Annotated in this window: 22 protein-coding genes and 1 pseudogene; 13 read left to right on the top strand and 10 right to left on the bottom strand. The window is 64.9% G+C overall.

Translation table 11 applies throughout. The features are described from left to right. Positions 1-20 precede the first annotated feature (20 nt). The gene (locus FQ664_RS14305) at positions 21-1922 is read right to left on the bottom strand and encodes a S8 family serine peptidase (protein WP_144172709.1); all 1902 of its coding nucleotides are present in this window, start codon (positions 1920-1922) and stop codon (positions 21-23) included. A gap of 165 nt (positions 1923-2087) precedes the next feature. Between FQ664_RS14305 and FQ664_RS14300 the strand changes: the two genes are divergently transcribed. From FQ664_RS14300 to FQ664_RS14280, 5 genes are all read left to right on the top strand, one after another. Continuing rightward, a complete protein-coding gene (locus FQ664_RS14300; RefSeq protein WP_144172707.1) occupies positions 2088-3104 on the top strand; it encodes an ABC transporter substrate-binding protein in 1017 nt (338 codons plus the stop codon). Further along, entirely contained in the window at positions 3101-3949 is an 849-nt protein-coding gene (locus tag FQ664_RS14295; protein WP_144172706.1) for an ABC transporter permease, read from the top strand. The genes FQ664_RS14300 and FQ664_RS14295 overlap by 4 nt, the downstream gene beginning before the upstream one ends. A 156-nt stretch (positions 3950-4105) precedes the next feature. Continuing rightward, complete coding sequence (locus FQ664_RS14290; protein WP_144172704.1) at positions 4106-4969, top strand: LysR family transcriptional regulator; 864 nt, start codon at positions 4106-4108, stop codon at positions 4967-4969. 150 nt (positions 4970-5119) lie between these two features. Further along, positions 5120-6037, top strand: a complete 918-nt coding sequence (locus tag FQ664_RS14285) for an AEC family transporter (protein WP_144172702.1) — start codon at positions 5120-5122, stop codon at positions 6035-6037. Between the two features lie 204 nt (positions 6038-6241). Continuing rightward, on the top strand, positions 6242-7093 hold the full coding sequence (locus FQ664_RS14280) for a CAP domain-containing protein (protein WP_144172700.1): 852 nt from the start codon (positions 6242-6244) through the stop codon (positions 7091-7093). A gap of 213 nt (positions 7094-7306) precedes the next feature. On the opposite strand, the gene FQ664_RS14270 is transcribed toward FQ664_RS14280, so the two are convergent. Beyond that, on the bottom strand, positions 7307-8281 hold the full coding sequence (locus FQ664_RS14270) for a GlxA family transcriptional regulator (protein ID WP_144172698.1): 975 nt from the start codon (positions 8279-8281) through the stop codon (positions 7307-7309). A 105-nt stretch (positions 8282-8386) separates the two neighbouring features. Between FQ664_RS14270 and FQ664_RS14265 the strand changes: the two genes are divergently transcribed. After that, complete coding sequence (locus tag FQ664_RS14265; RefSeq protein ID WP_144172696.1) at positions 8387-8998, top strand: LysE family translocator; 612 nt, start codon at positions 8387-8389, stop codon at positions 8996-8998. Between the two features lie 28 nt (positions 8999-9026). On the opposite strand, the gene FQ664_RS14260 is transcribed toward FQ664_RS14265, so the two are convergent. Next, entirely contained in the window at positions 9027-10226 is a 1200-nt protein-coding gene (locus FQ664_RS14260; protein ID WP_144172694.1) for an MFS transporter, read from the bottom strand. A gap of 103 nt (positions 10227-10329) precedes the next feature. Then, entirely contained in the window at positions 10330-11235 is a 906-nt protein-coding gene (locus tag FQ664_RS14255; protein ID WP_144172692.1) for a LysR family transcriptional regulator, read from the bottom strand. A 118-nt stretch (positions 11236-11353) separates the two neighbouring features. Between FQ664_RS14255 and FQ664_RS14250 the strand changes: the two genes are divergently transcribed. The 3 genes from FQ664_RS14250 to FQ664_RS14240 all read left to right on the top strand — a co-directional run bounded on the left by FQ664_RS14250 (position 11354) and on the right by FQ664_RS14240 (position 15735). Then, complete coding sequence (locus FQ664_RS14250; protein ID WP_144172690.1) at positions 11354-11704, top strand: cupin domain-containing protein; 351 nt, start codon at positions 11354-11356, stop codon at positions 11702-11704. A gap of 216 nt (positions 11705-11920) precedes the next feature. Next, positions 11921-14338, top strand: coding sequence for a glucose/quinate/shikimate family membrane-bound PQQ-dependent dehydrogenase (locus FQ664_RS14245; protein ID WP_144172688.1), 2418 nt, complete (start codon positions 11921-11923; stop codon positions 14336-14338). 128 nt (positions 14339-14466) lie between these two features. Next, positions 14467-15735 carry a carbohydrate porin gene (locus tag FQ664_RS14240; protein WP_144172687.1) on the top strand — a complete coding sequence of 423 codons (1269 nt, stop codon included), beginning with the start codon at positions 14467-14469 and terminating at the stop codon, positions 15733-15735. A gap of 119 nt (positions 15736-15854) precedes the next feature. On the opposite strand, the gene argE is transcribed toward FQ664_RS14240, so the two are convergent. Together argE and FQ664_RS14230 are read right to left on the bottom strand one after the other, a co-directional pair. Further along, complete coding sequence (argE, locus tag FQ664_RS14235; protein ID WP_144172686.1) at positions 15855-17015, bottom strand: acetylornithine deacetylase; 1161 nt, start codon at positions 17013-17015, stop codon at positions 15855-15857. Then, positions 17008-17685, bottom strand: coding sequence for a DUF1028 domain-containing protein (locus tag FQ664_RS14230; RefSeq protein WP_144172684.1), 678 nt, complete (start codon positions 17683-17685; stop codon positions 17008-17010). The genes argE and FQ664_RS14230 overlap by 8 nt, the downstream gene beginning before the upstream one ends. Before the next feature lie 304 nt (positions 17686-17989). Here FQ664_RS14230 and FQ664_RS14225 point away from each other — a divergent pair, with 304 nt between their 5' ends. Beyond that, a complete protein-coding gene (locus FQ664_RS14225; protein ID WP_144172683.1) occupies positions 17990-19309 on the top strand; it encodes a flavin-containing monooxygenase in 1320 nt (439 codons plus the stop codon). Continuing rightward, entirely contained in the window at positions 19309-19725 is a 417-nt protein-coding gene (locus FQ664_RS14220; RefSeq protein ID WP_144172682.1) for a RidA family protein, read from the top strand. The genes FQ664_RS14225 and FQ664_RS14220 overlap by 1 nt, the downstream gene beginning before the upstream one ends. Before the next feature lie 193 nt (positions 19726-19918). Here FQ664_RS14220 and FQ664_RS27845 read toward each other — a convergent pair whose 3' ends face one another. From FQ664_RS27845 to pgm, 3 genes and pseudogenes are all read right to left on the bottom strand, one after another. Then, complete coding sequence (locus FQ664_RS27845; protein WP_144172681.1) at positions 19919-20197, bottom strand: STN domain-containing protein; 279 nt, start codon at positions 20195-20197, stop codon at positions 19919-19921. Between the two features lie 2 nt (positions 20198-20199). Further along, positions 20200-20440, bottom strand: a pseudogene (locus FQ664_RS14210) (sigma factor); the annotation flags it as partial. Positions 20441-20518: 78 nt separating this feature from the next. Next, positions 20519-22156 carry a phosphoglucomutase (alpha-D-glucose-1,6-bisphosphate-dependent) gene (gene pgm, locus FQ664_RS14205; RefSeq protein WP_144172680.1) on the bottom strand — a complete coding sequence of 546 codons (1638 nt, stop codon included), beginning with the start codon at positions 22154-22156 and terminating at the stop codon, positions 20519-20521. Between the two features lie 315 nt (positions 22157-22471). Between pgm and FQ664_RS14200 the strand changes: the two genes are divergently transcribed. Both FQ664_RS14200 and FQ664_RS14195 read left to right on the top strand, forming a co-directional pair. Then, on the top strand, positions 22472-23119 hold the full coding sequence (locus FQ664_RS14200) for a DUF1345 domain-containing protein (RefSeq protein WP_144172679.1): 648 nt from the start codon (positions 22472-22474) through the stop codon (positions 23117-23119). A 275-nt stretch (positions 23120-23394) separates the two neighbouring features. Further along, a complete protein-coding gene (locus tag FQ664_RS14195; protein WP_144172678.1) occupies positions 23395-23655 on the top strand; it encodes a DUF1652 domain-containing protein in 261 nt (86 codons plus the stop codon). On the opposite strand, the gene FQ664_RS14190 is transcribed toward FQ664_RS14195, so the two are convergent. Further along, entirely contained in the window at positions 23652-25742 is a 2091-nt protein-coding gene (locus FQ664_RS14190; RefSeq protein ID WP_144172676.1) for a putative bifunctional diguanylate cyclase/phosphodiesterase, read from the bottom strand. The two genes, FQ664_RS14195 and FQ664_RS14190, sit on opposite strands and share 4 nt — an antisense overlap. Positions 25743-26014 lie beyond the last annotated feature (272 nt).

Below are 26014 nucleotides of genomic sequence, written 5' to 3'. Positions count from 1 at the left end.
GGCACCTGCCGGCCCTGGACTCAGGCCGCGAACCTGCCGCCGCCGAGGATACGGTCCAGCAGCACCAGGGCGCCATGCACATTGGGCCTGGCGCCCATTGGTAGTACATCGGTATCGGGCAACGTGGCGTCGTCGTAACCAGACGCCATGACCAACTGGTGCATCTGGTTGCCATTGAGATAGATATGGTGTTGCTCCATGGCGTAGGACTGGATCAGGCCCAGCGCCCCGCATACCATCGGAGTGGCACTGGAAGTGCCCGCATAAGTCGCGGAATAGTCCCGGTTGTCACCGGCCAGATCCTGCAGGTCGCCATACGCCAGCGTAACGACACTATCGCCCCAGGCATTGAGCATCCGGGGATAGTAGCTGTTCGAGTACGCATGGGGCTTGCCGTCGTACGAGTGGCAGGCACCCACCAGGATGGCGCCTGAATCGCCATGGTTGTTGAAGTACGCCCAGTTGCCCAGGTCGACACCCTGCCCGGCGCGGGTACCTTTGCCATCGAGCGTCTTGCTGCTGCCATTGGCCGCGGCATTGACCACCACCGCCCCACGCTCGCTCAACTGCCTGGCGACGAACCACCAGGGCTGGTCGTGCAATGAAGGCAGCATCGTACTGAGCACATCGATGTGCGCTGTCTGGCGGTTGATACCCACGATGTCCCCCGGTTCCACATTACGCAGCAGGTCCTTGAGCGTCAGGAAGTTGCCTTGGGCGTCTGCGGCGCGGTTGTTGTACAGGTACAGTTCACTGTCATGGCTGATACCCGTCACTCCCACGCCATCGCGTGCCGCCAGGATGACCCCCGCCGATGCCGTGCCGTGCGCGGGGTCGTGGTTGGGGGCCAGCGAAACGACCTTCAAGCGAGCATTGCCACGTAACTCTTCATGTTCGGCAAACAAGCCTGCGTCACTGAAATGGATACGCGCCCCTTTGCCTGTCACCTGGCCGGCCCAGGCCTCGCGCACGTTCAGCCCCTTCCGTCGCGGGCCCGGTGCATCCAGGTAGGCCTGGCGCGGTTCGAAGTCGGGCGTGGCCTGTGCGTTTTCATGCGCCCGGTTGCCGGCCACCACCGCCGCGCCCGTCAATACAGTTGCCACCAGCCCTGCCAGGCCTAACAAGAAGATGTTCGGCGGCGTCGCTGATGGCAAGAAGTGCATGGACTGTACATATTCGAGTGCCGCCAGGGTCTTGAGCAACTCAACGTAGGTATCATTGAGCATGCTGTCGGGCTGATCGAGCAGACAGTAGTCGCATAATGCCTGGAGCCTGGGCTCAGCCCGTTCCGGTTCGCTCAGGACAGGCCTGGGGGCTATCACATCCTTGAGTTTCGGCCAGTAACGGACCAGCACTGAGCCGGAGGCGGGCTTCAGGTCATGCAGCAGGCGCTCATGCCCTCCCTCGCTGAAGGCTATGACCAGCGTCGGGTACCCAGCGCCTGGTGCCAGAGCCGGCGGGGTTTGCGGTGCATGACCGGGAGCGCCCGTTTGCGCCAATGCTCGCTTGCGACGGTCGCCGGTTCCGGGCAGCGGCACCTTGTCGAGCAGGCTCCGGTTGAGCTCCTCTGCCTTGATGTCGAGGACCAGCGGCGGCATGTCGATCACCCCGGCAGCACCGGTCGGACGGTTCATCGTGCGTGCATGCTCGTCCAGCAGTATGACCCTTGGCCGGATGAAATAGATGCCCGCCTCTTCCTCCACAACCAGTGTGGCTGGGCAGCCATGATCGCTGAGCTTGCCGCTGCGGGCGTGAGAATAGGCAGAAACGCCTTTGAACGACACCGGGCCGTCCGGCCCCGCTCGTTCGAACTCATAGCGGATGCGGTTGACCTTGTGAAGGTCCGCTCCGCTACAACGAACGTGCAATTTTCCGTCAAAGCGGAAATTGCGGTAATAGACGAAATTCAGATCTAGCGTCATCGGAAATGCCTCGTGAGGTGTGCTTGCCAAAGGGCAATGCTCACCTTTGCAGTGCGCTACATCCGCTAGCAGTGGGAGCACCTTCCCTGCCGGCAGCTGCAAGGGCGCGAAAGGGGCTGGTCTACACTTGCTCGCACCTGCGCAACGGCAACCGACGAGGCCCTGATGAAGAAAATCCCAACGCTGCTGGCCGGCCTGCTGCTCGCCGTAGGCCTGGCCAGCACCGACAGCGCCGCTTCGGCAGAACGCAACGAGCTCATCCACTTTGGCGCCATTGGCTGGGAGAGCGGTGCCCTCACCACCGAAATCCTGCGGTTGATCGTGGAGCGTGGTTACGGCTACCCCACCGACACCCTGCCCGGCAGCACCGTCAGCATGGAAGTGGCGCTGGCGCGCAACGACCTGCAAGTGATCGCCGAGGAATGGGCCGGGCGCAGTCCCGCCTGGGTCAAGGCGGAAGCGGCCGGACAGGTGTTCGCGTTGGGCGACACGGTCAAGCATGCCGAAGAAGGCTGGTGGGTGCCGGCCTATGTGGTCGAGGGTGATACCACGCGCAAGCTCAAGCCCATGGCACCCGACCTGCGCAGCGTCGACGACCTCAAACGTTACCCACAGGTGTTCCGTGACCCCGAGTCGCCCGACAAAGGGCGCTTTCTCAATAGCCCCAGCGGCTGGACATCCGAGACCGTCAACAGTCAGAAACTCAAGGCCTACGGGCTGAATGACCTGTATACCAACTTCCGCAGCGGTTCCGGGGCCGCGATGGATGCCGAAATTGCCTCGGCCATCCGCCGGGGCCAACCGGTGCTGTTCTACTACTGGAACCCGACCCCATTGATGGGCCGCTACAAACTCATACGCCTGGAAGAGCCGCCGTTCGATGCCCAAGCCTGGGCGACCCTCACCGATGCCGGCAACCCCGAGCCCAAGGGCAGCCGCTCGCTGCCGGCCAAATTGTCGATTGGCGTATCCAAGGCCTTTCGTGACGGCTACCCGGAGCTGGCGAGCCTGTTCGAGCGGGTCGACCTGCCCATCGACCGTCTCAACAAGGCACTGGCCGACATGAGCGAAAAACGCATGCCGCCCCGCGACGCTGCCCTTACCTTCCTGCGCGACAACCGCGAGGTGTGGAAAGCCTGGTTGCCTGCGGACATTGCCACCAAGGTGGAGGGCAGCCTGTGAGCGGCGGCTTCCCCCAAGCCCTGCAATTCTCCTTTGCCGACAGCGTCAACCGGCTGGTCGACTGGCTGGTGCTGAACTACGGCGATCACCTGCGCAGCCTCTCCGACCAGTTGCTGCAACTGCTGGTCGGCCTGGAAACCCTGCTGCGCCTGCTACCCTGGTGGCTGCTGCTATTGCTGATAGGCCTGCTCGCCTGGCATGCCAGCCGCCGCTTGCTGCGCAGCGCGGTACTGGTGGCGCTGCTGGCCCTGATCGGCATGCTCGGGTTGTGGGACAAACTGCTGCAGACCATGGCTTTGGTGCTGGTCAGTACCGGCCTCTGCGTGCTGGTGGGCGTGCCGCTGGGTATCCTGCTGGCTGCTCGGCCGCTGGCGAAGCGGTTGCTGTTGCCGGTACTGGATGTGATGCAGACACTGCCGGCCTTCGTTTACCTGATCCCGGTGCTGATGCTGTTCGGCCTGGGCAAGGTGCCCGCCGTGTTCGCCACACTGATCTATGCCCTGCCACCCCTGGTGCGGCTGACCGAACTGGGCCTGAGCCAGATCGACCCTTCGCTGTTGCAAGCCGCGCATGGTCTGGGGGCCAGCCGCTGGCAGCGGTTGCGGCGTATCGCCCTACCCCTGGCGCTGCCGAGCATCATGGCCGGGCTCAACCAGTCAGTGATGATGGCCCTGTCGATGGTGGTGGTGGCTTCGATGATTGGCGCCCGCGGGCTGGGCGAGGATGTGTTGGCGGGGATCCAGACCCTGAATGTCGGCCAAGGCGTCGAGGCCGGGCTGGCGATTGTCGCCCTGGCCATGGTGATCGACCGGATCAGCCAGGCCTATGGGCGTAATGCACGTTGAACAGTGTTGCCTGCCCCGGCCCTATCGCCGGCAAGCCAGCTCCCACAGGGTGCCACAATGGCCACCGCCGGTGGAGTACCTGTGGGAGCTGGCTTGCCGGCGATAGGGCCGGGCCTGACAATGCAGCTCTGTCAGCTTGAAACCGGACCCACCCGCATGTCCCTCAAAGCCCTGCGCACCCTGGTGACCATCGCTCGCCATGGCACCTTCGCCCGTGCCGCCGACCTGCTCAGCCTCACCCCTTCGGCGGTGAGCCTGCACATCAAGACCCTCGAAGACGAACTGCAGGTGCCCCTGTTCGACCGCAGCCGCAGGCAGGTGGTGCTGACCGAAGCCGGCCAACTGGCGGTGGCCCGCGCCGAGAGCATTCTGGGCGCCTATGACGAACTGGCCGACGCCTTGGCGAGCGGCCCGAGCCTGCGCGGCCGCCTGCGCCTGGGGGCGATCCATACAGTGCTGGCGCGGCGTCTGCCCAAAGCGCTGGTGTGGGTCAAGGCGCACCACCCGCAGCTGCATATCAGCGTGGCCTCCGGCATGTCGGCAGAGCTGGCGCGGCGCGTGGAAGACGGCGAGCTGGATGCGGCAATCACCACCGAACCAGTCAGCCCCTACCCGCAAAGCCTGGTCTTCACGCCATTGTTCGAAGACCGCTTCTGGGCCATCGCCAGCCCCGAATTGGCCGGACACAGCGTGCCGCAGTTGCTGGCCAGCCAGCCATTCCTGCGTTTCGACAAGCGTGCCTGGGCCGGACGGCAGATCGAACAGGAACTGCGTCGGCAGCATTTGCAGGTGAGCGAGCAGATGGAGCTGGACAGTCAGGAAGCCCTGGCACGCATGGCGGTGATGGGCCTGGGCGTGGCGATCATCCCCATGGCTGACGACGACCTGCAGCGCTTGCCTCCGGCCACCTGCCTGCCGTTTGGCGAACCGCAACTGGCCCGGCGGGTGGTGTTGCTGGAACATGAGAAGAGTCAGCGGCGGCATTTGAGTGCGGTATTGAAGACTGCGCTGGAGGCCTGAATACTCATGGCGCCACTCTCATGTAACTGCTCCGTGGGAGCGCCGCTGCAACATGCATTTTTTCTCAACAGTCAGTTAAGAAAACAACGTTTTTACAAATCGATCCGCACCCGTAGTCTGTGCCCCGTACCCGACCACGGAACGTCGATCATGCTCCACTTGCTGCTGACTACCCTGCTGCCGATCATCCTGCTGATTGCCCTGGGCACTCTTCTGCGCCTGCGCGGTTTCCTCGCCGATAACTTCTGGCCCGGCGCCGAGCGCCTGAGCTATTACGTACTGCTGCCGTCGCTGTTCCTCCACGGCCTGGCCACCGCCAACCTCGATGGCGTACCGGTGCTGGGCATGGTCGGCGTGCTGATGCTCTCGACCCTGGCCGGGGCTGTGCTCTTGGTGCTGTACCAGGGCGTAATGAACCATGATGGCGCCGACTTCACCTCGGTGTTCCAGGGCGGCATCCGCTTCAACAACTACATCGGCGCCACCCTTGCAGCCGGAATCTACGGCAGCGCCGGCATCGCCCTGGCGGCGGTGGCCAACGCCGCCATCGTGCCCTTGGTCAACCTGCTTTGCGTACTGGTGTTCGCCCGTTTCAGCGCCCGCCATAGCTCACCGGGGACGGTGCTGCGGGCTATCTTCGCCAACCCCTTGATCGTCGGTTGCGCCGGCGGGTTGCTGCTGCGCGCCAGCGGGCTGGGCTTGCCAGCGGGTATCGAACCCACGGTCAAGGCCCTGGGTCAGGCCGCCCTGCCGCTGGGCCTGCTGTGCGTCGGCGCAGCCCTGGGTAGCGCACGTCCGGGCCAACAGGTGCGCCCGCTGTTGGCGGCGTCGGCATTCAAGTTCCTGGTCATGCCGCTGACCACCTGGGGCCTGTGCCGCGTGCTTGGCCTGGGTGGCCAGGCAGCGGTGGTGGCGGTGCTGTTCCAGGCACTGCCGACGGCGTCATCTTCCTACGTGATGGCCCGGCAAATGGGCGGTAACGCACCGCTGATGGCCACCATCATCGCCCTGCAGACCATGGTGGCCGCCGCCACCCTACCTTTGGTACTCATGCTTGCGCTTGGCTAGACTGTGACGGCTGCAAGGTACGGTGTGATACGAATGATTACCAAGTCATCGCACTTTTCCGCCGGCCAGTGGTCTACTCCCCCTTTGCCGCCAGCAACGAATGCCGGCGTTTTCATTGCTTTGTACGATCCCGGGCCAAAAGCCCTGGGCTTGTGTACGATGAGCAGCGCAAATCACGACGCTGCCAGTCATAGGGAGATCCACATGCGCGTCCTGTCATCCGTTGCCGCCTTGTCGCTGGGCCTGGTCGTCTCGACCGGGGCACTGGCTGCCACCGGCGAAGAGGCGCAACTGATCGATTCGATCAATGTCTACCGCAGCAAGGCCCAACCCTGCGGTGGCGAAGCGTCGTTGGAGCTGCCCCCGCTCAACAGCGATAGCCGCCTGGCACTATCGCCAGAGGGTACCCGCGACCTGCAGCAAGCCATGACCCGCGCCGCCTACCCAATGGTCAACGTGCAGGCCATCAGCCTGTCGGGGCCGCGTGATGCGCGCGCTGCGATGCATGCCATCGAAGAGAGCTTCTGCCAGGTGGTGCTCGACCCGCAGTTCGTCGATATCGGCGTCAGCCAGGAAGGCCGCGACTGGCGCATCGTGCTGGCCCGGCCGCTGCTCAGCGGCCGCCTGGGCGACTGGCAGGCCGAGGGGCAGAAGGTGCTGCAGGAGATCAATGCCGCGCGCAAGGTGCCGCGCCAATGCGGTGGCCAGCCCTTCGCCGCCGCCCCCGCGCTGAGCTGGAGCACGGTGCTGGCCGGGGTTGCCGCCAACCACACCCGGGCCATGGCCAACCAGAACTTCTTCGACCACATCGACAAGGATGGCCGCACCCCCGGTGACCGGGCAGAACTGGCCGGCTACCTGTACCAGCAGATCGGCGAAAACATCGCCGCCGGGCGTGACACCGCGCGCAAGGTGGTCGATGGCTGGCTGGATAGCCCGGGGCATTGCGCGACGCTGATGAACCCGGATTTCCGTGAGCTGGGCGCTGCATATGCGGTGGACCCGAAGAGTGATGCAGGGATTTACTGGACAGGGCTGTTCGGGACACCGCAGTAGGCCCGCTCTCACGGAACTGCACATGGCTTGTAGCTTTAGCAGGGACCTTGTGGGAGCGGGTTCACCCGCGCACACCGGCGAAGCCGGTGCCATACGCCGCGTTGAATTCTTCGCGGGTAAACCCGCTCCCACAAACGCCTGCATACTCGGTTCTCAGCGCGACAGCGCAGCCCGAAGGGCTGGGTGATCTCCCACAAGGAACCGCGCGCGGCTTCAGAGCGGGTTCGTGCCTGCGCGCAGTTCAAGGGCTGTACAACCAAACCGTCGCCGCACGCACCTGCCCAGGTAACTGGCATCGCCCAAGCCCACCTCATCGGCAATCTGCGCCAGGCTGTGGCTGGAGTTGAGCAAGCGCCAGCGCGCCTGTTGCAAGCGCATCTCCAGCCACCAGGCCTTGGCGCTCATGCCATGGCTGGCGTGAAACTGCCGGTCCAACTGGCGCCGGCTGATGCCCAGCTCCACAGCCAGCTGCTCCACCGCCAACGGCGTGCCCAGGTGATGACGCATCAACGCCTGCGCGCGCTGCACCTGCCGCCCCTGCCCGGCCCCCAACTCCAGCGAGCGCAAGGCATGGCGGCTATCGCGGGTTTCGTCCACCAGCATGTCGGCCAGGCCCTTGAGCGCCCGGGTCCGCCCGCAGGCGCGTGACAACAGCGCGACGGCCAGGTCGATGGCCGCGGTGCCACCGGCGCAGGTAATGCGGCTACCGTCGATGCAATACAGCTGCTCACTCAGCACCTGCAGGTGCGGGAAGGCCGCACGAAATTCGGCTTCGTGGCGCCAGTGCACCACCACCTTGTGCCCCTGCAGCAATCCGCACGCAGCCAACAGGAAGGCGCCGTTGTCGACGCCCACCAGCTTGACGCCCGCTTTGCCGGCCTGCCTGAGCAAGGCCTTGTAGCGAGGCGCCAGTGCGGCAGTGGCCATGGCGTTGCGCCCGCCGAACACCACCAGGTAGTCGAAACTGGCCAGCTCGAGCTGGCCAGCCACGGCCTCGACCTGCAGCACCGCACCGCTGCTCGACGGTACCGGCTCGAGGGTTAACCCTGCCACGGTCCAACTGCAGTAGCGCTGCTGGCTGTAATCCTCGTCGTCGGCGCTGAAACGCAACTTGTCGAGAAAGGCGCCGAACGGCAGCAGGGCAAAATCCGGTAACGGCAAGATCAGCAAGCGGATATCGGGCAGCATGGCATTACGTCCAGAAACGACCATTAAATGCCCAGATCATACCCTCCATGGCCAAGGCAGGCGCCATAGACTGGCGCCCTTCACATCAACAAGGCAGGTCCCACCATGGCACTCGACACCTGGCTCATCTACCTGCTGGCCAGCATCGGCCTGTCGCTGACCCCAGGCCCCAACAGCCTGCTGGCCCTGACCCACGGCGCCTTGTATGGCGCGCGCCGCACGTTGTTCACCATCGTCGGCGGGGTGTTTGGCTTCAGTGCCCTGATCGCCCTGGCCATGTTCGGCCTCAGCGCGTTGCTGCAAACCTCGGCCTCAGTGCTGAGCGTGCTCAAGTGGGTGGGTGGCGCCTATCTGATCTGGCTGGGTGTCCAGCTGTGGCGCAGCCCGGGCCTGCATCTGGAACTGACCGGGCAAAGCGCGCGGCAGGGCAATGCCGGCCTGTTCCGCCAGGGCCTGTTGTCGGCCATGGCCAACCCCAAGGTGCTGCTGTTCTATGGCGCTTTCCTGCCGCAGTTCATCGACCCGCAGCGAGGGTTGCCGCTGCAGTTCCTGGTGATGGCAGCAACCTTCGCCAGCGTCGAGTTCCTGGTCGAATACCTGTTGGCGCGCCTGGCGTTTCGCATCCGGCCATGGCTGGCCAAGGGCGGCAAAGGCTTCAATCGCTGCTGCGGCAGCCTGTTTGCCTTGATTGGTCTGGCGCTGCCGCTTGGGCGGTAACACCTCGCGACAGCCTAGGGGCACGCGTTCAACCCCGGCGCGCTTTTACCAGGAATACCAGCAAGGCAACACCCGGCAACCCCGCCCCCACCAGCGCCACACCCTGCCAGCCAAACTGGCTGAACAAAGCACTGGCCACCGCCGACCCCAGCGCCCCACCGAGGAAGATGCTGGTCATGTACACCGCGTTGAGCCGCCCGCGGCTGGCCGGGTCCAGGGCGTACACTTCACGCTGGCCGATGACCATGTTCATCTGCACGGCAAAATCCAGCAGCACGCCAGTCAGGCCCAGACCAATCACGCTGTAGCCCGGCACCGTCAGCCCCAGCAACAGTGCCGCCGGCGCCAGCAACAACGCCAGCAGCGAGCCGGCCCGGGCATGCCCGGCATCGGCCAGGCGACCGGCCATGGGCGCGGCCACGGCGCCCACCGCGCCCACCAGGGCGAATACTGCGATCTGGCTCTGCGACAAGCCATGCTCAGTGGCCAGGGCCATCGGCACCGCCGTCCAGTAAAGGCTGAAGGCCGCGAACATCAACGCCTGGTACAGCGCGCGCTGACGCAGCAAGGGGTAACGGCGCAGCAGCGCGAACAGCGACAGCATCAGGCCGGCATAGCTGGCCTTGTGCTCGGGTACCCGCCGCGGCAAGGTCAGGGCCAGCAGCAGGATGATCGCCAACATCACCCCGGCAGCACCAATGAACACCGCACGCCAGCCGAAGTAGTCGGCCACCAGGCTGGACAATGGCCGCGCCAGCAGGATACCCAGCAGCAGGCCGCCCATGATATTGCCGACCACCCGCCCACGCTGCTGCTCCGGCGCCAGGTGCGCCGCCAGCGGGATAAGCATCTGCACCGCCACGGAACTGAACCCGATCAACAGCGCATAACCCAGGAACAGTTGGCCCTGGCCACTGCTGCTGGTCCCCGCCAGCAACAGGCTGACGCAGGCCAGCACGGCGGTGGTCACCATCAACCGGCGGTTTTCCAGCAGGTCGGCCAGCGGTACCAGCAACAGCAGGCCCAGGGCGTAGCCCAGCTGCGTGAGCGAAACGATCAGGCTGGCATGCCCGGTGGACAGCCCCAGGTCCGGGGCGATCAGCCCGACGATGGGCTGAGCATAGTAGATATTGGCGACGATCGCGCCACAGCAGAACGCCAGCAGGGCGACCAGGGCCCGACTCAGGCCGGCAGCTGCAGGCTGCGCGGCGGCAAGGGAGGGATTCATGCGAGGGTCCTCGGCAAGGGGGAATATGCCGGCCACCTTACCCAGACGCGCTCCTGACGAGAATCCAGCGCTGGCGCAACAGGGCTTTGCGCACTGCGCAACACTAAGTGCTGCACTTCAACAAGTTTTCGCAAAAGTCGATAAACGCATTCACCCGCCGCGAACCACGATGGTTGGGCAGATACAGGGCGTTGATGCTGTCATTGGCCGCGCCAGGGCTGGCCTGCCAGTCGGGGAACAGCCGCTGCAGGCGCCCGGCCGCCACATCCTCGTGCACCAGCCAGTCGGCCAGCAGCGCGATGCCGCCGCCCGCCAGCGCGGTTTCGCGCAACATGTCGGCATTGGCGCTGCGCAACGGCCCGCTCACGTTCAGCTCCAGGCTGTCCTGCCCGCGGGTCAGGCGCCAAGGGCGCCCTTTCTGCCCGTAGCGAAAGCGCAGGCAGGCGTGCTCGGGCAACTGCCGCGGATGCAGCAACGCATCACGCCCGGCCAGGTAGGCCGGGCTGGCCACCAGCCAACGCTGGAAGCGACCCAGCTGGCGGCACACCAGCTCGTCGTTGGGCGAGGGGTCGCCCAGGCGGATCGACAGGTCATAGCGCCCGTCGAGCAGGTCATCCAGGCGGTCGCTGAGGTCGATGTCCAGCTCCAGTGCCGGGTGCTGCGCCAGAAACGGCCCCAGGTGCGGGGCGATGACCCGCCTGCCGAACTCCACCGGCAAGCACAGGCGCAGTACGCCGACAGGCTCTTCGCCCCGGTCGGCGACACTGGCATCGGCCGCATCCAGCGCCTCGAAAATACCCCGCGCGCGCTCGTAATACCGGGCGCCGGCCTCGGTCAGGCTGACCTGGCGGGTGGAGCGGTTGAGCAAGGTGGCGCCCAACGCCGTTTCCAGGGCATCGACCAGGCGTGTCACCGACGATGTCGCCAGCCCAAGCTGGCGTGCGGCGGCAGAAAAGCCCTGGGCATCGACAGTGGCCACGAACATCTTCATCGCCAGGAGTTTGTCCATTTGCTGCCCGCCTTCCAAATCTCGGAAAGTTCTTACAAACAGCCGGGCGGGTCAAGAAGCACGGCGCGCGGCAATTGCGTCCATAGTGGAACCACCCCCCTTTTAAACGAGGCTTTCCATGACACCGACCAATCTGCTGAGCGCCCTGCCCCCTTGCGACCCCACCAGCGCCGAACGGGTCGACCAATTGCTCAGCCGCCCGGGCGTGCGCGTGGAACGTATCGTCTCCAGTGGCCACGCCAGCCCGCCCGGCTTCTGGTACGACCAGGCCGAAGGCGAATGGATCGTGTTGCTCAGTGGCGCCGCCGGCCTGCGCTTCGAGCACGAGAACCACACCCGCCTGCTGGCGCCGGGCGATTGCCTGGACATCCCGCCGCATTTCCGCCACCGCGTGGAATGGACCGCCCCCGGCACAGCCACCATCTGGCTCGCCGTGTACTACAGCAGCGGCACTCCGTGGCCGGCGTGAACCCGCTCATGGCTGTCCGGCACAAAGTCGGGTGCAGGTTGCACAACCGGCATGAACACGCTATTTCCTTCGATTTTAAGCACCTGATCCAGACTTTTAGCCACACTTTGGCGAGTGTCCCCTGCGACAATCCGCCTCGCAAAATTATGTACCAACTTGTTAATTAGCAAGCTAAGAGATTACACTGCGCGCATCCCACCTGCTGAGATCCCTGGCATGAAACAAACACCGCGCGCTGCTGGCGCCACAAACATCATCCTGGTCGGCCTGGGCGTGCTCATCGCTCTGCTCGGCCTCCTCCTGGCTGCGGGCGGCGTCAAGCTGGCCGGCCTGGGCGGTTCCTGGTACTTCCTGACCGGCGGCCTGGCCATGGCCATCGCCGGCGTCCTTATCGCTCGCCGCAAGCCGGCTGGGGCCTGGCTGTACGCGGCGTTCCTGGTCGGTACTGCCATCTGGGCGCTGATCGACGCTGGCCTGGTGTTCTGGCCGCTGTTCTCGCGCCTGTTCATGTTCGGTGCAATCGGCATGCTGGTGGCGCTGGTCTACCCGCTACTGGCCCGTGCCAGCGGTGCCAGCACCGGCCGTGGAGCCTATGGCGTTGCCGGGGTGATGGCCGTGGTGCTGGTGATCGCCGCCGGCAACATGTTCGTTGCCCACCCCAGCGTCGCCCCCACCGGCAAAGGCCCGGGCATGACTCCGGTCGAGGCCGACAAAGCGCAAAAGGACTGGGCCCACTACGGCAACACCGAAGGTGGCAGCCGCTTCGCCGCGCTGGACCAGATCAACCGCGACAACGTCAACAAGCTGGAAGTGGCCTGGACCTACCACACTGGTGACGTGGCCCTCAGCGACGGCAACGGGGCCGAAGATCAGCTGACCCCGCTACAGGTCGGCGACAAGGTATTCATCTGCACCCCGCACAACAACCTGATCGCCCTCGATGCCGACACTGGCAAAGAGCTGTGGAAGAACGCGATCAACGCCCAGGCCAAGGTCTGGCAGCGTTGCCGCGGCATGGCCTACTTCGACGCCACTGCCGCCATCGCCCAGCCGACCCGGCCGAACAGCTCGCCGATCACCGTCGCTAGCGTCGCAGCCGGTGCCAACTGCCAGCGTCGCCTGCTGACCAACACCATCGACGGCCGCCTGATTGCCGTCGACGCCGACACCGGCGAGTTCTGCCAGGGCTTCGGCAACAACGGCCAGATCGACCTCAAGGCCGGCCTGGGGAATGTGCCGGACTCCTACTACCAACTGTCCTCGGCACCGCTGATGGCCGGTACCACAGTGGTGGTCGGCGGCCGCGTCGCCGACAACGTCCAGACCGACATGCCAGGCGGCGTGATCCGTGGTTTCGACGTGATCACGGGTGAAATGCGCTGGGCCTTCGACCCTGGCAACCCGCAGGATCGCCAGGCGCCGCAGGGCGACAACACCTACGTGCGCAGCACCCCCAACAGCTGGGCTCCGATGTCCTACGACCCGGCGATGAACACCGTATTCCTGCCGATGGGCTCGTCGTCCACCGACATCTACGGTGTTGAACGCAGCAAGCTGGACCATACCTACGGCGCTTCGGTACTGGCCCTGGACGCCACCACCGGCAACCAGAAGTGGGTGTTCCAGACCGTACACAACGACCTGTGGGACTTCGACTTGCCGATGCAGCCGAGCCTGATCGACTTCACCAAGGACGACGGCCAGTCGGTCCCTGCGGTGGTGATCGGCACCAAGGCCGGGCAGATCTACGTGCTCGACCGCGCCACCGGCACGCCGCTGACCCAGGTCGACGAAGTACCGGTCAAGCCAGGTAACATCCCTGACGAGCCGTACTCGCCAACCCAGCCGAAGTCGGTGGGCATGCCGCAGATCGGCGCGCAGACCCTGACCGAGTCGGACATGTGGGGCGCGACCCCGTATGACCAGCTGCTGTGCCGCATCGACTTCAAGAAGATGCGCTACGACGGCCTGTACACCGCGCCGGGCACCGACCTGTCGCTGAGCTTCCCGGGGTCGCTGGGCGGCATGAACTGGGGCAGCATTTCTACCGACCCGGTGCATGGTTTCATCTTCGTCAACGACATGCGCCTGGGCCTGTGGATCCAGATGATCCCGTCGCAGAACAAGGGCAATGCCGCTTCCGGTGGCGAAGCGCTGAACACCGGCATGGGCGCAGTACCGCTCAAGGGCACCCCGTATGCGGTGAACAAAAACCGCTTCCTGTCGGTGGCCGGCATTCCGTGCCAGGCACCGCCATTCGGCACCCTGACTGCCATCGACATGAAGACCCGCCAGGTGGCGTGGCAGGTACCGGTGGGCACCGTTGAAGACACCGGCCCGCTCGGCATCCGCATGCACCTGCCGATCAAGATCGGCCTGCCGACCCTTGGTGGCACCCTGTCGACCCAGGGCGGCCTGGTGTTCATCGCCGGCACCCAGGACTTCTACCTGCGCGCCTACGACAGCAGCAACGGCAACGAAATCTGGAAGGCTCGCCTGCCAGTGGGCAGCCAGGGCGGCCCGATGACTTACGTCTCGCCGAAGACCGGCAAGCAGTACGTGGTGGTCACTGCTGGCGGCGCGCGCCAGTCGACCGACCGTGGCGACTACGTGATTTCTTACGCTCTGCCGTAAGACCGCGTCGCCTTCTTCGCGGGTAAACCCGCTCCCACAGGATTTTCACTGCCCTTGCAAACTATGCAGTCCCTGTGGGAGCGGGTTTACCCGCGAAGAGGCCCAAAAAGACAACCCGAGATTCAGCAATGTCATCCGCAATTCGCATCCTCCCCACCCTGTTCCTGGCCCTGGCCAGCACTACGGCCCTGGCCGACGGCGACCTGATGACCCGCAGCACCCTGACCGGTGACTGGGGTGGCCTGCGTCACCAGCTGGAAGAAGACGGCGTCAAGTTCACCGGCGACTACAGCGGCGAAACCGCCTACAACGCCCACGGTGGCCTGCACCGCTCGGCGCGCTACTCGCAAAACCTGAAACTGGGCGTGCACTTCGACCTGTCGAAACTGTATGGCCTGGACAACGGCGGCAAGGTCCAGCTAAGCATCAACGACCGCCGCGGCAACAGCGCCTCGGAAGACCTGGTGGGCAACCGCCTGCCGATCCAGGAAAACTTCGGCGGCCTGTATACCCGCCTGACCGAGCTGAGCTACGAGCGCACCCTGTTCACCCCGGCGCTCAACGTCAAGCTCGGCTACATGGCCATGGGCAACGACCTCGGCGGCCTGGACAGTGGCGTCCTGTGCAACTTCATGAACGCCGGCTTCTGCGGCCACCCGCTGAACATGTCTGGCGGCAGTGGCTGGACCAACTACCCCAATGCCCACCTGGGCGTGCGGGTGAAGTACGACCTGTCGCCGTCCTGGCAACTGCGTGTGGCGGCGTTCAACGTCGACCCGCAAAGCAACGGCAACTCCAGCCGCGCTTGGCACCTGGGCCCCAAGCACACCACTGGCACCGTGGTGCCGGTAGAGCTGGTGTACAAACTGCAGAGCGAGCTGCCTGGCGAGTACAAACTGGGCTACTACTACGACAGCTCCGACGTGAAGCGCATCGGCAGCGACGAGGAAGTGTCCGGCCGTGGCGGCCACTGTCTGCTGGTCGACCAGGCCGTGTGGAGCGACCAAGCTGCGCCGGGCCGCAGCCTGCATGCCTTCGGCCAGTACTCGGCATCGAGCAAGGCCGCCTCACCATTCACCAAATGGTATGGCGCCGGCGTGGTGCTGTACAAGCCGTTCGCAAGCCGCCCGAAGGATACCGTGGCGCTGGGCTATGGCCGTGCCGTGCCCAACCCGCGCAGCCGCAGCGTGCTGGAAGATGCCGCGGTCAATGCCGGGCAGCCGTTCCCCGACATCGACAGCGCCGAGCAGTTGATCGAGCTGAGCTATGGCTACCAGGCCACGCCGTGGCTGAGCCTGCGCCCGGATGTGCAATACATCATCGAACCGGGCGCGTTCTCCGGGAAGGACATCGACAACGCGCTGGTGGTTGGCCTGCAGGTCAAGGCTACCTTCTGAATACCCGGGGCCGCGCTGCGGCCCATTCGCGGGTGAACCCGCTCCCACAGGTACTGCTCAGCCCTTGAGACTGACGAGATCCAGTGGGAGCGGGTTTACCCGCGAAGAAGCCAGCGCAATCAATCCTGCCTGAGGTAATCGACCAGCCTCAGCAACATGGCATCACACCCGCGCAACTGCTCGACACTGACGAACTCATCCGGCTTGTGTCCCTGGTCCATGCTCCCTGGCCCACACACAACAGTCGGGATCCCCGCCTGGTCGAACAGCCCACCTTCGGTACCAAACGCCACCGTACCGAACTGATCCGAGCCACTGAGCCACGCCACCAGGCGAGCCGCCTCGCTATCCGCTGGCGTGGCCAGCCCCGGATACCCACTCAACGGCTGCAGGCGAATGGCACTGGCCGCATTGACCTTGCGCATACGCGGCAGCAATTCGGCCTCGGCATAGGTTTGCAACTGGTCGGCCACTGCCTGCGCCTCGAACCCCGGCAAGGCCCGCACTTCAAAATCGAACTCGCATTCCGCCGGCACGATGTTCAGTGCCCTGCCCCCTTTGATCACACCGGTCTGCACAGTGGAGAACGGTGGGTCGAAGCGTTCGTCGTGATGCGCCGGCAATGCCAGGGCATCACCGATATCACCCAGCTTGCCGATCAGCTTCGCCGCATACTCGATGGCATTCACCCCGTACGGCGCATACGCCGAGTGGCAGGCCGCACCCTGCACCTGGCAGCGCAGCGCCAGCTTGCCTTTGTGCCCCAGCACCGGCTTGAGCTCGGTGGGCTCGCCAATCAGGCACAGCCGGGGCTTATGCGGACGCTGCTCGAGCGCGGCCAGCATCGAGCGCACACCCAGGCAGCCGACTTCCTCGTCATAGGAGAACGCCAGGTGCACCGGCGTGCGCAACGGCTGGGCAAGGAACGCGGGTACAGCCGCCAGTACCGAAGCGATGAAACCCTTCATGTCGGCCGTGCCACGGCCATACAGGCGGCCGTCGCGCTCACTCAGGGCAAACGGCTCGACCGTCCAGGCCTGGCCGTCCACCGGCACCACATCGGTATGCCCGGACAGCACCACGCCGCCAACGTCCCTGGGGCCGATGGTGGCGAACAGGTTGGCCTTGGTGCCCTCCGGGTTATGGAACAACTCGCAGTGCACGCCCACCTCGGCCAGGTAGTCGCGGATGAAACCGATCAGTTCGAGGTTGGGATCCCGGCTGACCGTGGCAAAGCCGATCAGCCGGGCCAGCAGCGCGCGACTGGCAAATTCACTCATCGCCCGGCACCCCGTAGCTTGGCGCGGCAGTCGGGTTGAGGGCACGGCTGACGTAATCCTGCATTTGCGGCCGGTACGCCTGCCACAGGCCATCGAGTACAGCGATCGGGTCGGCCTCGGCCCAGTCCACGCGCAGGTCCACCAGAGGCCAGGTCAGCTCGCCAGCAATCTTCAACGCCGCCGAGTGCACCGGCCCGGCCTCGCCGCCTGCGGCCATCGCCGCGTGCATGGCGGCCAGCAGGCGGTCGGCCAGATGCCCGCCAGCTTGTGCAAAGGCCTGCACCATCGCCTCGATCACCTGGGTCGAGGCCAACAGGTTGCCTGCCGCCGCGCATTGCTCACCGGCCACGGCGTGGTGCGTACCCAGCGCTTGCTTGCCGGTGAACAGCGCCACCTGGCCATGGCTGTCGATCACCGTGACCTGGCGGTACTCGCTCCAGCCATTGGCGCTCAGCACCCGCTCCAGCGCTGCGGCAGGCGGCAACTGGCCCTGTTCCAGGGCATCGAGAATCTGCGGGCCCAGCGCTGGCAAGGTGATGTTCTGGGTGGCAACCGCGCCCACGCCGGCACGTACCCACGGGCAGCGGGCGCCCACGGCAATGCTCGAAGAGCTGATGGCGATACCGACCTGGCCGGTTTCCTGGCAACGACCGATGATGGAAAAAGTCATGTCATGGTTCCTGTTGTGCTGTGCGATACACGGCATTCTGGGTTGAACCTTCCGGCAGGCGAAACGACCTTTTTCCGAGGGTTTGCCGAGGAAAAAACTATGGCCACGAACCGCTTGAAAAAAGTGCCGGCAAAGCCGCCCCAGGAGCCGCTGCAGACGGCAGGACTCAAGGCCTTCGCCGTTTTATCGGCAAACCCCAGCTAAATACTATTTTCGCCATTTCCACGGCATCCCTAGTCTGGCCCCAGGTAACGGCGGTCCTCCAAACCGACCTGACAAAAACCGCCTGAACAAGGGCTCGGACATGACACTGAACAACCTCGAAATCGACACCCTCGTCGTCGGCGCCGGCCAGGCCGGCGTGGCCATGAGCGAACACCTGAGCAAGCTTGGCGTGCCGCACCTGGTGCTGGAGCGCAAGCGTATCGCCGAGGCCTGGCGCACCGGCCGCTGGGACTCGCTGGTGGCCAACGGCCCGGTCTGGCACGACCGTTTCCCAGGGTTGGAATTCAACCTCGACGCCGACGCCTTCGCTGGCAAGGATCAGGTCGCTGACTACTTCGAGCAGTACGTACGCAAGTACAACCTGCCGGTACGCACCGGCATCGAAGTGAAGAAAGTGCTGCGTAACAGCGACCGCCCCGGTTTTACCATCGAAACCAATGAAGGCGTGATTCGCGCCAACCGCGTGGTGGCCGCCACCGGCCCGTTCCAGAAGCCGGTGATCCCGGCCATCGCGCCAAAAGACAGCAACCTGCACCAGATCCACTCCGCCGCCTATTACAACCCCGAGCAGCTGCCCGGCGGCGCTGTGCTGGTGGTAGGCGCCGGCTCCTCCGGCGTACAGATCGCCGAAGAACTGATGCGTGCCGGGCGCCAGGTCTACCTTTCGGTCGGCGCCCACGATCGCCCGCCACGCGCTTACCGCAACCGCGACTTCTGCTGGTGGCTGGGCGTGCTGGGTGAGTGGGATGCGGAAATCGCCAAGCCTGGCCGCGAGCACGTGACCATTGCCGTCAGTGGCGCCCGTGGCGGCCACACCGTGGACTTCCGCGCCCTCGCCCACCAGGGCATGACCCTGGTCGGCCTGACCCAATCGTTCGAGAACGGCGTGGCGCGCTTCCAGGACAACCTGGTCGAGAACATCAACCGCGGCGACGACAACTACCTGGCCCTGCTCGATGCCGCCGATGCCTACATCGAACGCAACGGCCTGGATCTGCCGGAAGAGCCCGCAGCCCGCGAACGCCTGGCCGACCCGGAGTGCATGCGCAACCCCCTGCAGCAGCTGGACCTGGCCAAGGCCGGCGTCACCAGCATCATCTGGGCCACCGGTTACGGCGTCGACTTCAGCTGGCTGCAGGTAGACACCTTCGACGCCAACGGCAAGCCCCAGCACCAACGCGGCGTGGCCCGCGAGCCGGGCGTGTACTTCCTTGGCCTGCCGTGGCTGTCGCGTCGTGGCTCGTCGTTCATCTGGGGCGTTTGGCACGACGCCAAGCACGTCGCCGGCCACATCGCCACGCAACGCACCTATACCGCCTACCGCGACCGCGAACAACGCGCAGCGGATGAGCAGCAACAACCCAAGATCAGCAACGTCAGCACCCTCGGAGCCCACTGATGCCTACCCATACCCGTATCCGCATGTTCAACACCAAGGCCACCTACCCGAACCAGACCCTGGACAACGACCTGTGCCAGGCGGTGCGCGCCGGCAACACCATCTACGTGCGCGGCCAGGTCGGTACCGACTTCGAAGGCAACCTGGTGGGACTGGGTGACCCACGGGCGCAGGCCGAGCAGGCAATGAAGAACGTCAAGCAACTGCTCGAAGAGGCCGGCTCGGACCTGTCGCACATCGTCAAGACCACCACCTACATCACCGACCCGCGCTTCCGCGAGCCGGTGTACAAGGAAGTGGGCAAGTGGCTCAAGGGCGTGTTCCCGATTTCCACCGGCCTGGTGGTGGCAGGGCTGGCCCAGGCCGAGTGGCTGATGGAGATCGATGTGATCGCCGTGGTGCCTGACCGGGCCTAACGGGATCACCGGGAGCGGGCTTGCCCTGATACCTGTCAGTCGGTGTTCCTGGGGCTGCTGCGCAGCCCATCGCCGGCAAGCCGGGCTCCCACAGGTACGGCGCGGACCTCAATGTTTGCGAAATCCCTGGGGAGCCCGGCTTGCCGGCGATGGGCCGCAAGGCGGCCCCAGATTGCTTGATCTGCCGAGCCTGCTAGAAACCCAATGTCGCCGACAGCAGGTAGGTACGCGGCGTAGACAGCGTCAGCCCCGGCTCGCTGTCATCCGAGGCCCCGGCCGAACTCCAGTAGCGGTCGTCCAGCACGTTCTCGACACTGCCACGCAGCAGCTGGGTGAAGCCTTCGTCGACACTGTAATTACCGGACAGGCCATTGCTCTGCCGGCCATTGACCAGCGTCGGGACCAGCGACAGGCTGACCCCGGCCTGGTCGGCAAACTGGGTAAGTGCCGCACCCAGGCTTGCGGCTGGCACCCGAGCAACTCATCGAGGGCTTGCAGGGTTTCCAGTAGAACCCAACGCTGCTCTGGTGAGGGCACATGCTGCTCGGGCAACTGTGCCAGTGCATCGAGGTAGGCTTGAGAAGGTATCCTGGCTGAGGTCGGCGGCATCCCAGGCATTGCCCATGCGCCGCCGCAGCCAGGTTTCCAGCCAGCCGCGATGTTCCCGGTACAGGGCAGGCAGGCGATGCTCCGGTGGCGGCGCGGCGTCGATCATGGGGAAGGCCCTGTCGTGGTGTAAATAAGATTAATTCCAATTTACACCGCGCTGCAGAACCAAGCGGTTTGTTACCGGTCAGACAATCGCCGCATCCACCAGCACCTGTGCTTCCTGCACCAGGCGCTGCAGGTGCGCCTCGTCGATGAAACTTTCGGCGTAGATCTTGTAGATATCCTCGGTGCCCGACGGGCGCGCGGCGAACCAGCCATTGGCGGTCATCACCTTCAGTCCGCCAATCGCCTGGCCGTTGCCCGGCGCATGGCTGAGAATCTGCACGATCGACTCACCCGCCAGCTCGGTCGACTTCACCTGCTCCGGCGCCAGCTTGCTCAGCAAAGCCTTCTGCCGGGCATCGGCCTTGGCTTCGACACGGGTGGCGAACGGCTTGCCCAGCGCCTCGGTCAGGTCGGCGTAGGCCTGGCTCGGGTTGCGCCCGGTGCGCGCGGTCATCTCGGCAGCCAGCAAGGCCGGAATCAGCCCGTCCTTGTCGGTAGCCCAGACCGAGCCATCGCGGCGCAGGAACGAAGCCCCCGCACTTTCCTCGCCACCAAAGCCCAGCGAGCCGTCGAACAGGCCTTGGGCGAAGAACTTGAAGCCTACCGGCACTTCGTACAGCTCACGGCCCAGGCGCTGGGTGACGCGGTCGATCAGGCCGCTGGACACCACGGTCTTGCCGACGGCAGCATCGCTGCGCCATTGCGGGCGGTGGCGGTACAGGTAGTCGATGGCCACGGCCAGGTAGTTGTTCGGCTGCAGCAGGCCATCCGGAGTGACGATGCCATGGCGGTCGTGGTCCGGGTCGCAGGCGAAGGCCACGTCGAAGCGTTCACGCAGGCCGATCAGGCCCTGCATGGCGTATGGCGAGGACGGGTCCATGCGGATCTGGCCATCCCAGTCGACGGTCATGAAGCGGAAGGTCGGGTCAACCTCGGTGTTCACCACTTCCAGGTCCAGCTTGTAATGCTCGGCGATCGCCGACCAGTAGCGCACCCCTGCCCCGCCCAACGGGTCGACGCCCAGGCGCAGCTTGGCGCCGCGGATGACGTCGAAATCGATGACGTTTCCCAGGTCGGCCACGTAGTTGCTCACGTAGTCGTGGCGCTGGGTGGTGGGTGCCTGTAGCGCCTGGGCATGGTCCATGCGCTTGACCCCCGCCAGGTTAGCGGCCAGCAGTTCGTTGGCTTTGGCCTCGATCCACTTGGTCACGTCGCTGTCGGCCGGGCCGCCATTGGGTGGGTTGTACTTGAAGCCACCGCTTTGCGGCGGGTTGTGCGACGGGGTGATGACGATGCCGTCGGCCAGGCCCTGCGCACGGCCACGGTTATGGCAAAGAATGGCGTGGGATACGGCCGGTGTCGGCGTGTATTCGTCATCCTTGGACAGCATCACCTGCACGCCATTGGCCGCCAACACTTCCAGGGCGCTGGCGGTAGCCGGTGCCGACAGCGCGTGGGTGTCGGCGCCGATGAACAACGGGCCATCGATGCCCTTCTCCTGGCGATACAGGCAGATGGCCTGGGTAATGGCCAGGACGTGGTACTCGTTGAAACTCAATTCAAGCGAGGTGCCCCGGTGCCCCGAGGTGCCGAAGGCCACCCGCTGGGCCGCCACGGCAGCGTCGGGGCGGCCGGTGTAGTAGGCGGTGAGCAGTCGGGGAATATCGACCAGCACGCTGGCCGGAGCCGGCTTGCCTGCCAAAGGACTGAGCGTCATGCAAAAACCTCGAGTTCAACAGTTGGTGTTGGAGCGTGCAGTGTACTGAGAGTTGCAATGGCGTGCGATGGGCGACATCAAAGAAACACCAGGCCACGCAGCCCGCTTTTTGCAGGAGCCTCTGAAGTGTTCAAAATCTGAAAGATTGCGTCCCCCTGTGGGAACGGACATGCCCGCGAACACGGGGGCAGCCCGTGCCAACCACCGCGGTGCCTGCTGCGCGGGCTCGCCCGCTCCCACAATGGACCCGCGCATGTCCCTCATCCCTGTCATGACCGTCTAGAGTGGTACCCATACTCCCGAAAACGAGATCCCATGGCTTTCCAGCGCCTGACCCGCACCCACCCCCGTCTGAGCATCGCCACCCTGGTCGGCCTACTCGGCGCCTGGCTGATCCCCGCCGGAGACAGCGTGCAGCACATCCTCGCCGGCTGGAACCTTGGCGTGTGGCTATACCTGCTGCTGGTGCTCTACCTGACCTGGAGCGCCAGCCCCGAAAAGGTGCGCAAGGTCGCCCGCGTCGAAGACGAAAATGCAGGCCTGGTCCTGCTCACCGTATGCATCGCCGCCATCGCCAGCCTCGCCGCCGTCACCCTGCAACTGGTGTCCAGCCGCGGTCTGCAGGGCAGCGCCCTGGCCCTGCACTACCTCTACACCGGCCTGACCGTGGCCGGCTCCTGGCTGCTGATCGGCTGCATCTTCAGCCTGCACTACGCCCGGCTGTTCTACACCGGACAAACCCACGAACCACCGCTGCGCTTTGCCGATGGTGAGCGCAACCCGGATTACTGGGACTTCCACTACTTCTCGTTCACCATCAGCGTGGCGGTGCAAACCTCCGATGTGGGCATCGCCGGGCGGGGCCTGCGGCGGGTGGTGCTGGCGCATTCGCTGGTGGGTTTCGTTTTCAATACGGCAATCCTGGGGTTCACTATCAACATTGCCGCCGGGTTGCTCGGTTGATCGCACCGCTCGTCCGAAAACATCGTGTGGCGAAGGTCGAAAAAAACGGGATAACTTACCGGGTTATCTGCCGTCATCGCGCCAGGAAAACGTTTGCCTGGCCGGCGCCCGCCAAACACCATCCATGACAAGGATGTGACCGCTGTCATGCATTAACGCATTTGTCTTGTTTGCAGCCAAGAATCGCGCGTAGCAGGTGCTATGGTTACTTTCCCGGCGGCCGCATCGATGTGGCCACCCGCTCACCACGTCCAGGTACGGACAAGGAGGCTGGCATGAACAAGATGACGTTCCCCAACGCCTGCCAGGTGATGCGCTGGCATTTCCACCCGCTGGGCTTCGAAGCCAGCATGGATGCGCCACGCAGCATGGTTGCACGGCTGTTCGACCGCGCCACCGGCGAAACCCTGCTGGCGATTGCCGGCATCCCCTGCTCGGCGATCATGGCCGCCGCCGATGTAGAGCGCATCATCGAGGCCGTCGAGGCGGAGTTGGATACCTTCATGCCCGCCTTCTCCTTGCGCGACGCGGTCTAGCCCGCAACCGTATTTACCTGGCGCATGGCCTGCAACTTGTCCATGAACTGCTCGGCCGGCACCGGCTGGCCCAGCAGGTAGCCTTGCAGTGAATCGCAGCCCAGGCGGGTCAGGAAGTCCTGCTGCTTGTCGGTCTCCACCCCTTCGGCAACGATGCGCAGGCCCAGCGCCTGGCCTAGCGCGACAATGGCCGACACGATCGCCGCATCGTCACTGTCCTGCTCCAGTTCACGCACAAAGCCACGGTCGATCTTCAGCTCGTTGGCCGGCAGGCGCTTGAGGTACATCAGGCTGGAATAGCCGGTGCCAAAGTCATCGATAGACAGGTCCACGCCCATGTCGGACAGCCGCTGCAGCACCGTCAGGCTGGCATCGGCGTCGTGCATGGCGGTGGTTTCGGTAATTTCCAGGGTCAGGCAGTTGGCCGGCAGGTTGTTCTGCTGCAGGGCACGGGCCACGCTCTCGACCAGCCCGGCATGGCAGAACTGGATGGCCGACAGGTTCACCGCCATGCGCCAGCCCTCGTGCCCCTGATCCAGCCACTGGCGCATCTGCCGGCAGGCCTCGATGAGCACCCATTCGCCAATGGGGATGATCAGGCCGGTCTTTTCCGCCAGGCCGATGAAGCGGTCGGGCAGCAACAGGCCCTGCTGCGGGTGCTCCCAGCGCAGCAAGGCCTCGGCCCCGATCGGCTGGCAGGCCTGGGCGTCGAACTTGGGCTGGTAATGCAGGCGGAACTGACGCTGCTCCAGCGCCTGACGCAGGTCCTGCAGCAGCTGCAATTGCTGGCGGGCGTTGCTGTTCATCGACACGTCGAAGAAGCTGTAGCCATTCTTGCCGGCGCTCTTGGCGTGGTACATGGCGGCGTCGGCATTGCGCAGCAACTCGTGCTGGTCCTGGCCATTGCCCGGGTACAAGACGATGCCCAGACTTGCCGTCAGCTGCAGGTCATGCTCGGCTACGCGGAACGGCCGTGACACCAGGTTGACCTGCTTGACCGCCACGTCCATGGCATCGTTCGGTTCACGCAACTCCACCAGCAGCACGAATTCGTCGCCGCCGATGCGCGCCAGCGTGTCCTGGCTGTGCAGGTGACCGCGCAGGCGCGCCGCCACAGCCTTGAGCAGCAAATCACCGACGTGGTGACCAAAGGCATCGTTGACTGGCTTGAAGCCGTCCAGGTCGATGAACATCAGGGCAAAGCAGCCGCCCTGCTCCGCTACCTTGGCGATGGCCTGCTCGATGCGGTCGGCCAGCAGGGTACGGTTGGGCAGGTCAGTGAGGGTGTCATGCAGGGCCAGTTGGGTCAGTTCCTGGTTGGCCAGGGTCAGCGAACGGGCCAGTTCGGCGGTGCGCGCTTCCAGGCGGGCGTCCAGCACCGAGGTAAGCAAGGCCACCGCCAATACCGCCAGGGTGGTGATCAGCACCAGGTAGACCAGGCCGTCGCCTTGCAGGCCTCCCCCCGCCAGTGCACCGCAGAAGCTGCCCGCAGGGAAATTCGCCGCGGCCATGCCGGTGTAGTGCATACCGACGATGGCAAAGCCCATCACCACCGCCGCCAGGCCGCGAATCTGCCGCACGTAGGGGGTGTGCGCGCGTAGCCGGAAGGCGATCCACAGGGCCGCTGCCGAGGCGCCCACGGCAATCAGTAGCGAAGCACCGAACAGCGTCGGGTCATAGTCGATACCCGGCAGCATGCGCAGCGCGGCCATACCGGTGTAGTGCATGCAGGCGATGCCGGCGCCCATGATCAGCGCGCCGAAGGCCAACTGCAGCCACGGCAGGCTCGGCTGGCTGACCAGCCACAGGGCAAAACCCGAAGACAATACGGCGATCAGCAGCGAGAACGCGGTCAGGGCAAGGTCATAGCCCAGGTCGATGGGCAGGCTGAAGGCGAGCATGCCAATGAAGTGCATCGACCACACGCCAATACCCATGGCCAGCGCGCCACCACCCATCCACAGGCAGGCAGCCCGGCCCTTGGCCGTAGCGATGCGGCCAGTCAGGTCGAGGGCGGTATAGGACGCCAGAATCGCCACGCACAGCGAAATCAACACCAGCGAAGAGGAGTAGCTACCGGTCAGCATTGGGAGTTCCAGCGACGGGACGGGAGGTCCGGAAAAAGCTGACGATTGTACTCAAGCTTAAGGGAAACGCACGGGCTTTTTGGCGAACAGGAATGGATCCAACAATCCGGCCCGAATAGGGCTGCTGCGCAGCCCATCGCCGGCAAGCCAGCTACCACCCCGACTGCATCGACCTCAAGCCATGTGCACTCCCTGTGGGAGATGGCCCAGCCCTTTGGGCTGCGCTGTCGCATAGAGAACTGAATTCGCAAGCGGTCCGTGCATCCTGTGGG

The sequence above is a fragment of the Pseudomonas persica genome (assembly GCF_900291015.1).
Classification (GTDB): domain Bacteria; phylum Pseudomonadota; class Gammaproteobacteria; order Pseudomonadales; family Pseudomonadaceae; genus Aquipseudomonas.
The sequence above is the reverse complement of the archived record's forward strand: the minus strand, read 5'-3'. Positions and strand labels throughout refer to the sequence as shown.

Coding starts and splice junctions, on each gene's coding strand:
- FQ664_RS14305 (WP_144172709.1), bottom strand. CDS start 1,922: ATGACGCTAGATCTGAATTTCGTCTATTACCGCAATTTCCGCTTTGAC.
- FQ664_RS14300 (WP_144172707.1), top strand. CDS start 2,088: ATGAAGAAAATCCCAACGCTGCTGGCCGGCCTGCTGCTCGCCGTAGGC.
- FQ664_RS14290 (WP_144172704.1), top strand. CDS start 4,106: ATGTCCCTCAAAGCCCTGCGCACCCTGGTGACCATCGCTCGCCATGGC.
- FQ664_RS14285 (WP_144172702.1), top strand. CDS start 5,120: ATGCTCCACTTGCTGCTGACTACCCTGCTGCCGATCATCCTGCTGATT.
- FQ664_RS14280 (WP_144172700.1), top strand. CDS start 6,242: ATGCGCGTCCTGTCATCCGTTGCCGCCTTGTCGCTGGGCCTGGTCGTC.
- FQ664_RS14270 (WP_144172698.1), bottom strand. CDS start 8,281: ATGCTGCCCGATATCCGCTTGCTGATCTTGCCGTTACCGGATTTTGCC.
- FQ664_RS14265 (WP_144172696.1), top strand. CDS start 8,387: ATGGCACTCGACACCTGGCTCATCTACCTGCTGGCCAGCATCGGCCTG.
- FQ664_RS14260 (WP_144172694.1), bottom strand. CDS start 10,226: ATGAATCCCTCCCTTGCCGCCGCGCAGCCTGCAGCTGCCGGCCTGAGT.
- FQ664_RS14255 (WP_144172692.1), bottom strand. CDS start 11,235: ATGGACAAACTCCTGGCGATGAAGATGTTCGTGGCCACTGTCGATGCC.
- FQ664_RS14250 (WP_144172690.1), top strand. CDS start 11,354: ATGACACCGACCAATCTGCTGAGCGCCCTGCCCCCTTGCGACCCCACC.
- FQ664_RS14245 (WP_144172688.1), top strand. CDS start 11,921: ATGAAACAAACACCGCGCGCTGCTGGCGCCACAAACATCATCCTGGTC.
- FQ664_RS14240 (WP_144172687.1), top strand. CDS start 14,467: ATGTCATCCGCAATTCGCATCCTCCCCACCCTGTTCCTGGCCCTGGCC.
- argE (WP_144172686.1), bottom strand. CDS start 17,015: ATGAGTGAATTTGCCAGTCGCGCGCTGCTGGCCCGGCTGATCGGCTTT.
- FQ664_RS14230 (WP_144172684.1), bottom strand. CDS start 17,685: ATGACTTTTTCCATCATCGGTCGTTGCCAGGAAACCGGCCAGGTCGGT.
- FQ664_RS14225 (WP_144172683.1), top strand. CDS start 17,990: ATGACACTGAACAACCTCGAAATCGACACCCTCGTCGTCGGCGCCGGC.
- FQ664_RS14220 (WP_144172682.1), top strand. CDS start 19,309: ATGCCTACCCATACCCGTATCCGCATGTTCAACACCAAGGCCACCTAC.
- pgm (WP_144172680.1), bottom strand. CDS start 22,156: ATGACGCTCAGTCCTTTGGCAGGCAAGCCGGCTCCGGCCAGCGTGCTG.
- FQ664_RS14200 (WP_144172679.1), top strand. CDS start 22,472: ATGGCTTTCCAGCGCCTGACCCGCACCCACCCCCGTCTGAGCATCGCC.
- FQ664_RS14195 (WP_144172678.1), top strand. CDS start 23,395: ATGAACAAGATGACGTTCCCCAACGCCTGCCAGGTGATGCGCTGGCAT.
- FQ664_RS14190 (WP_144172676.1), bottom strand. CDS start 25,742: ATGCTGACCGGTAGCTACTCCTCTTCGCTGGTGTTGATTTCGCTGTGC.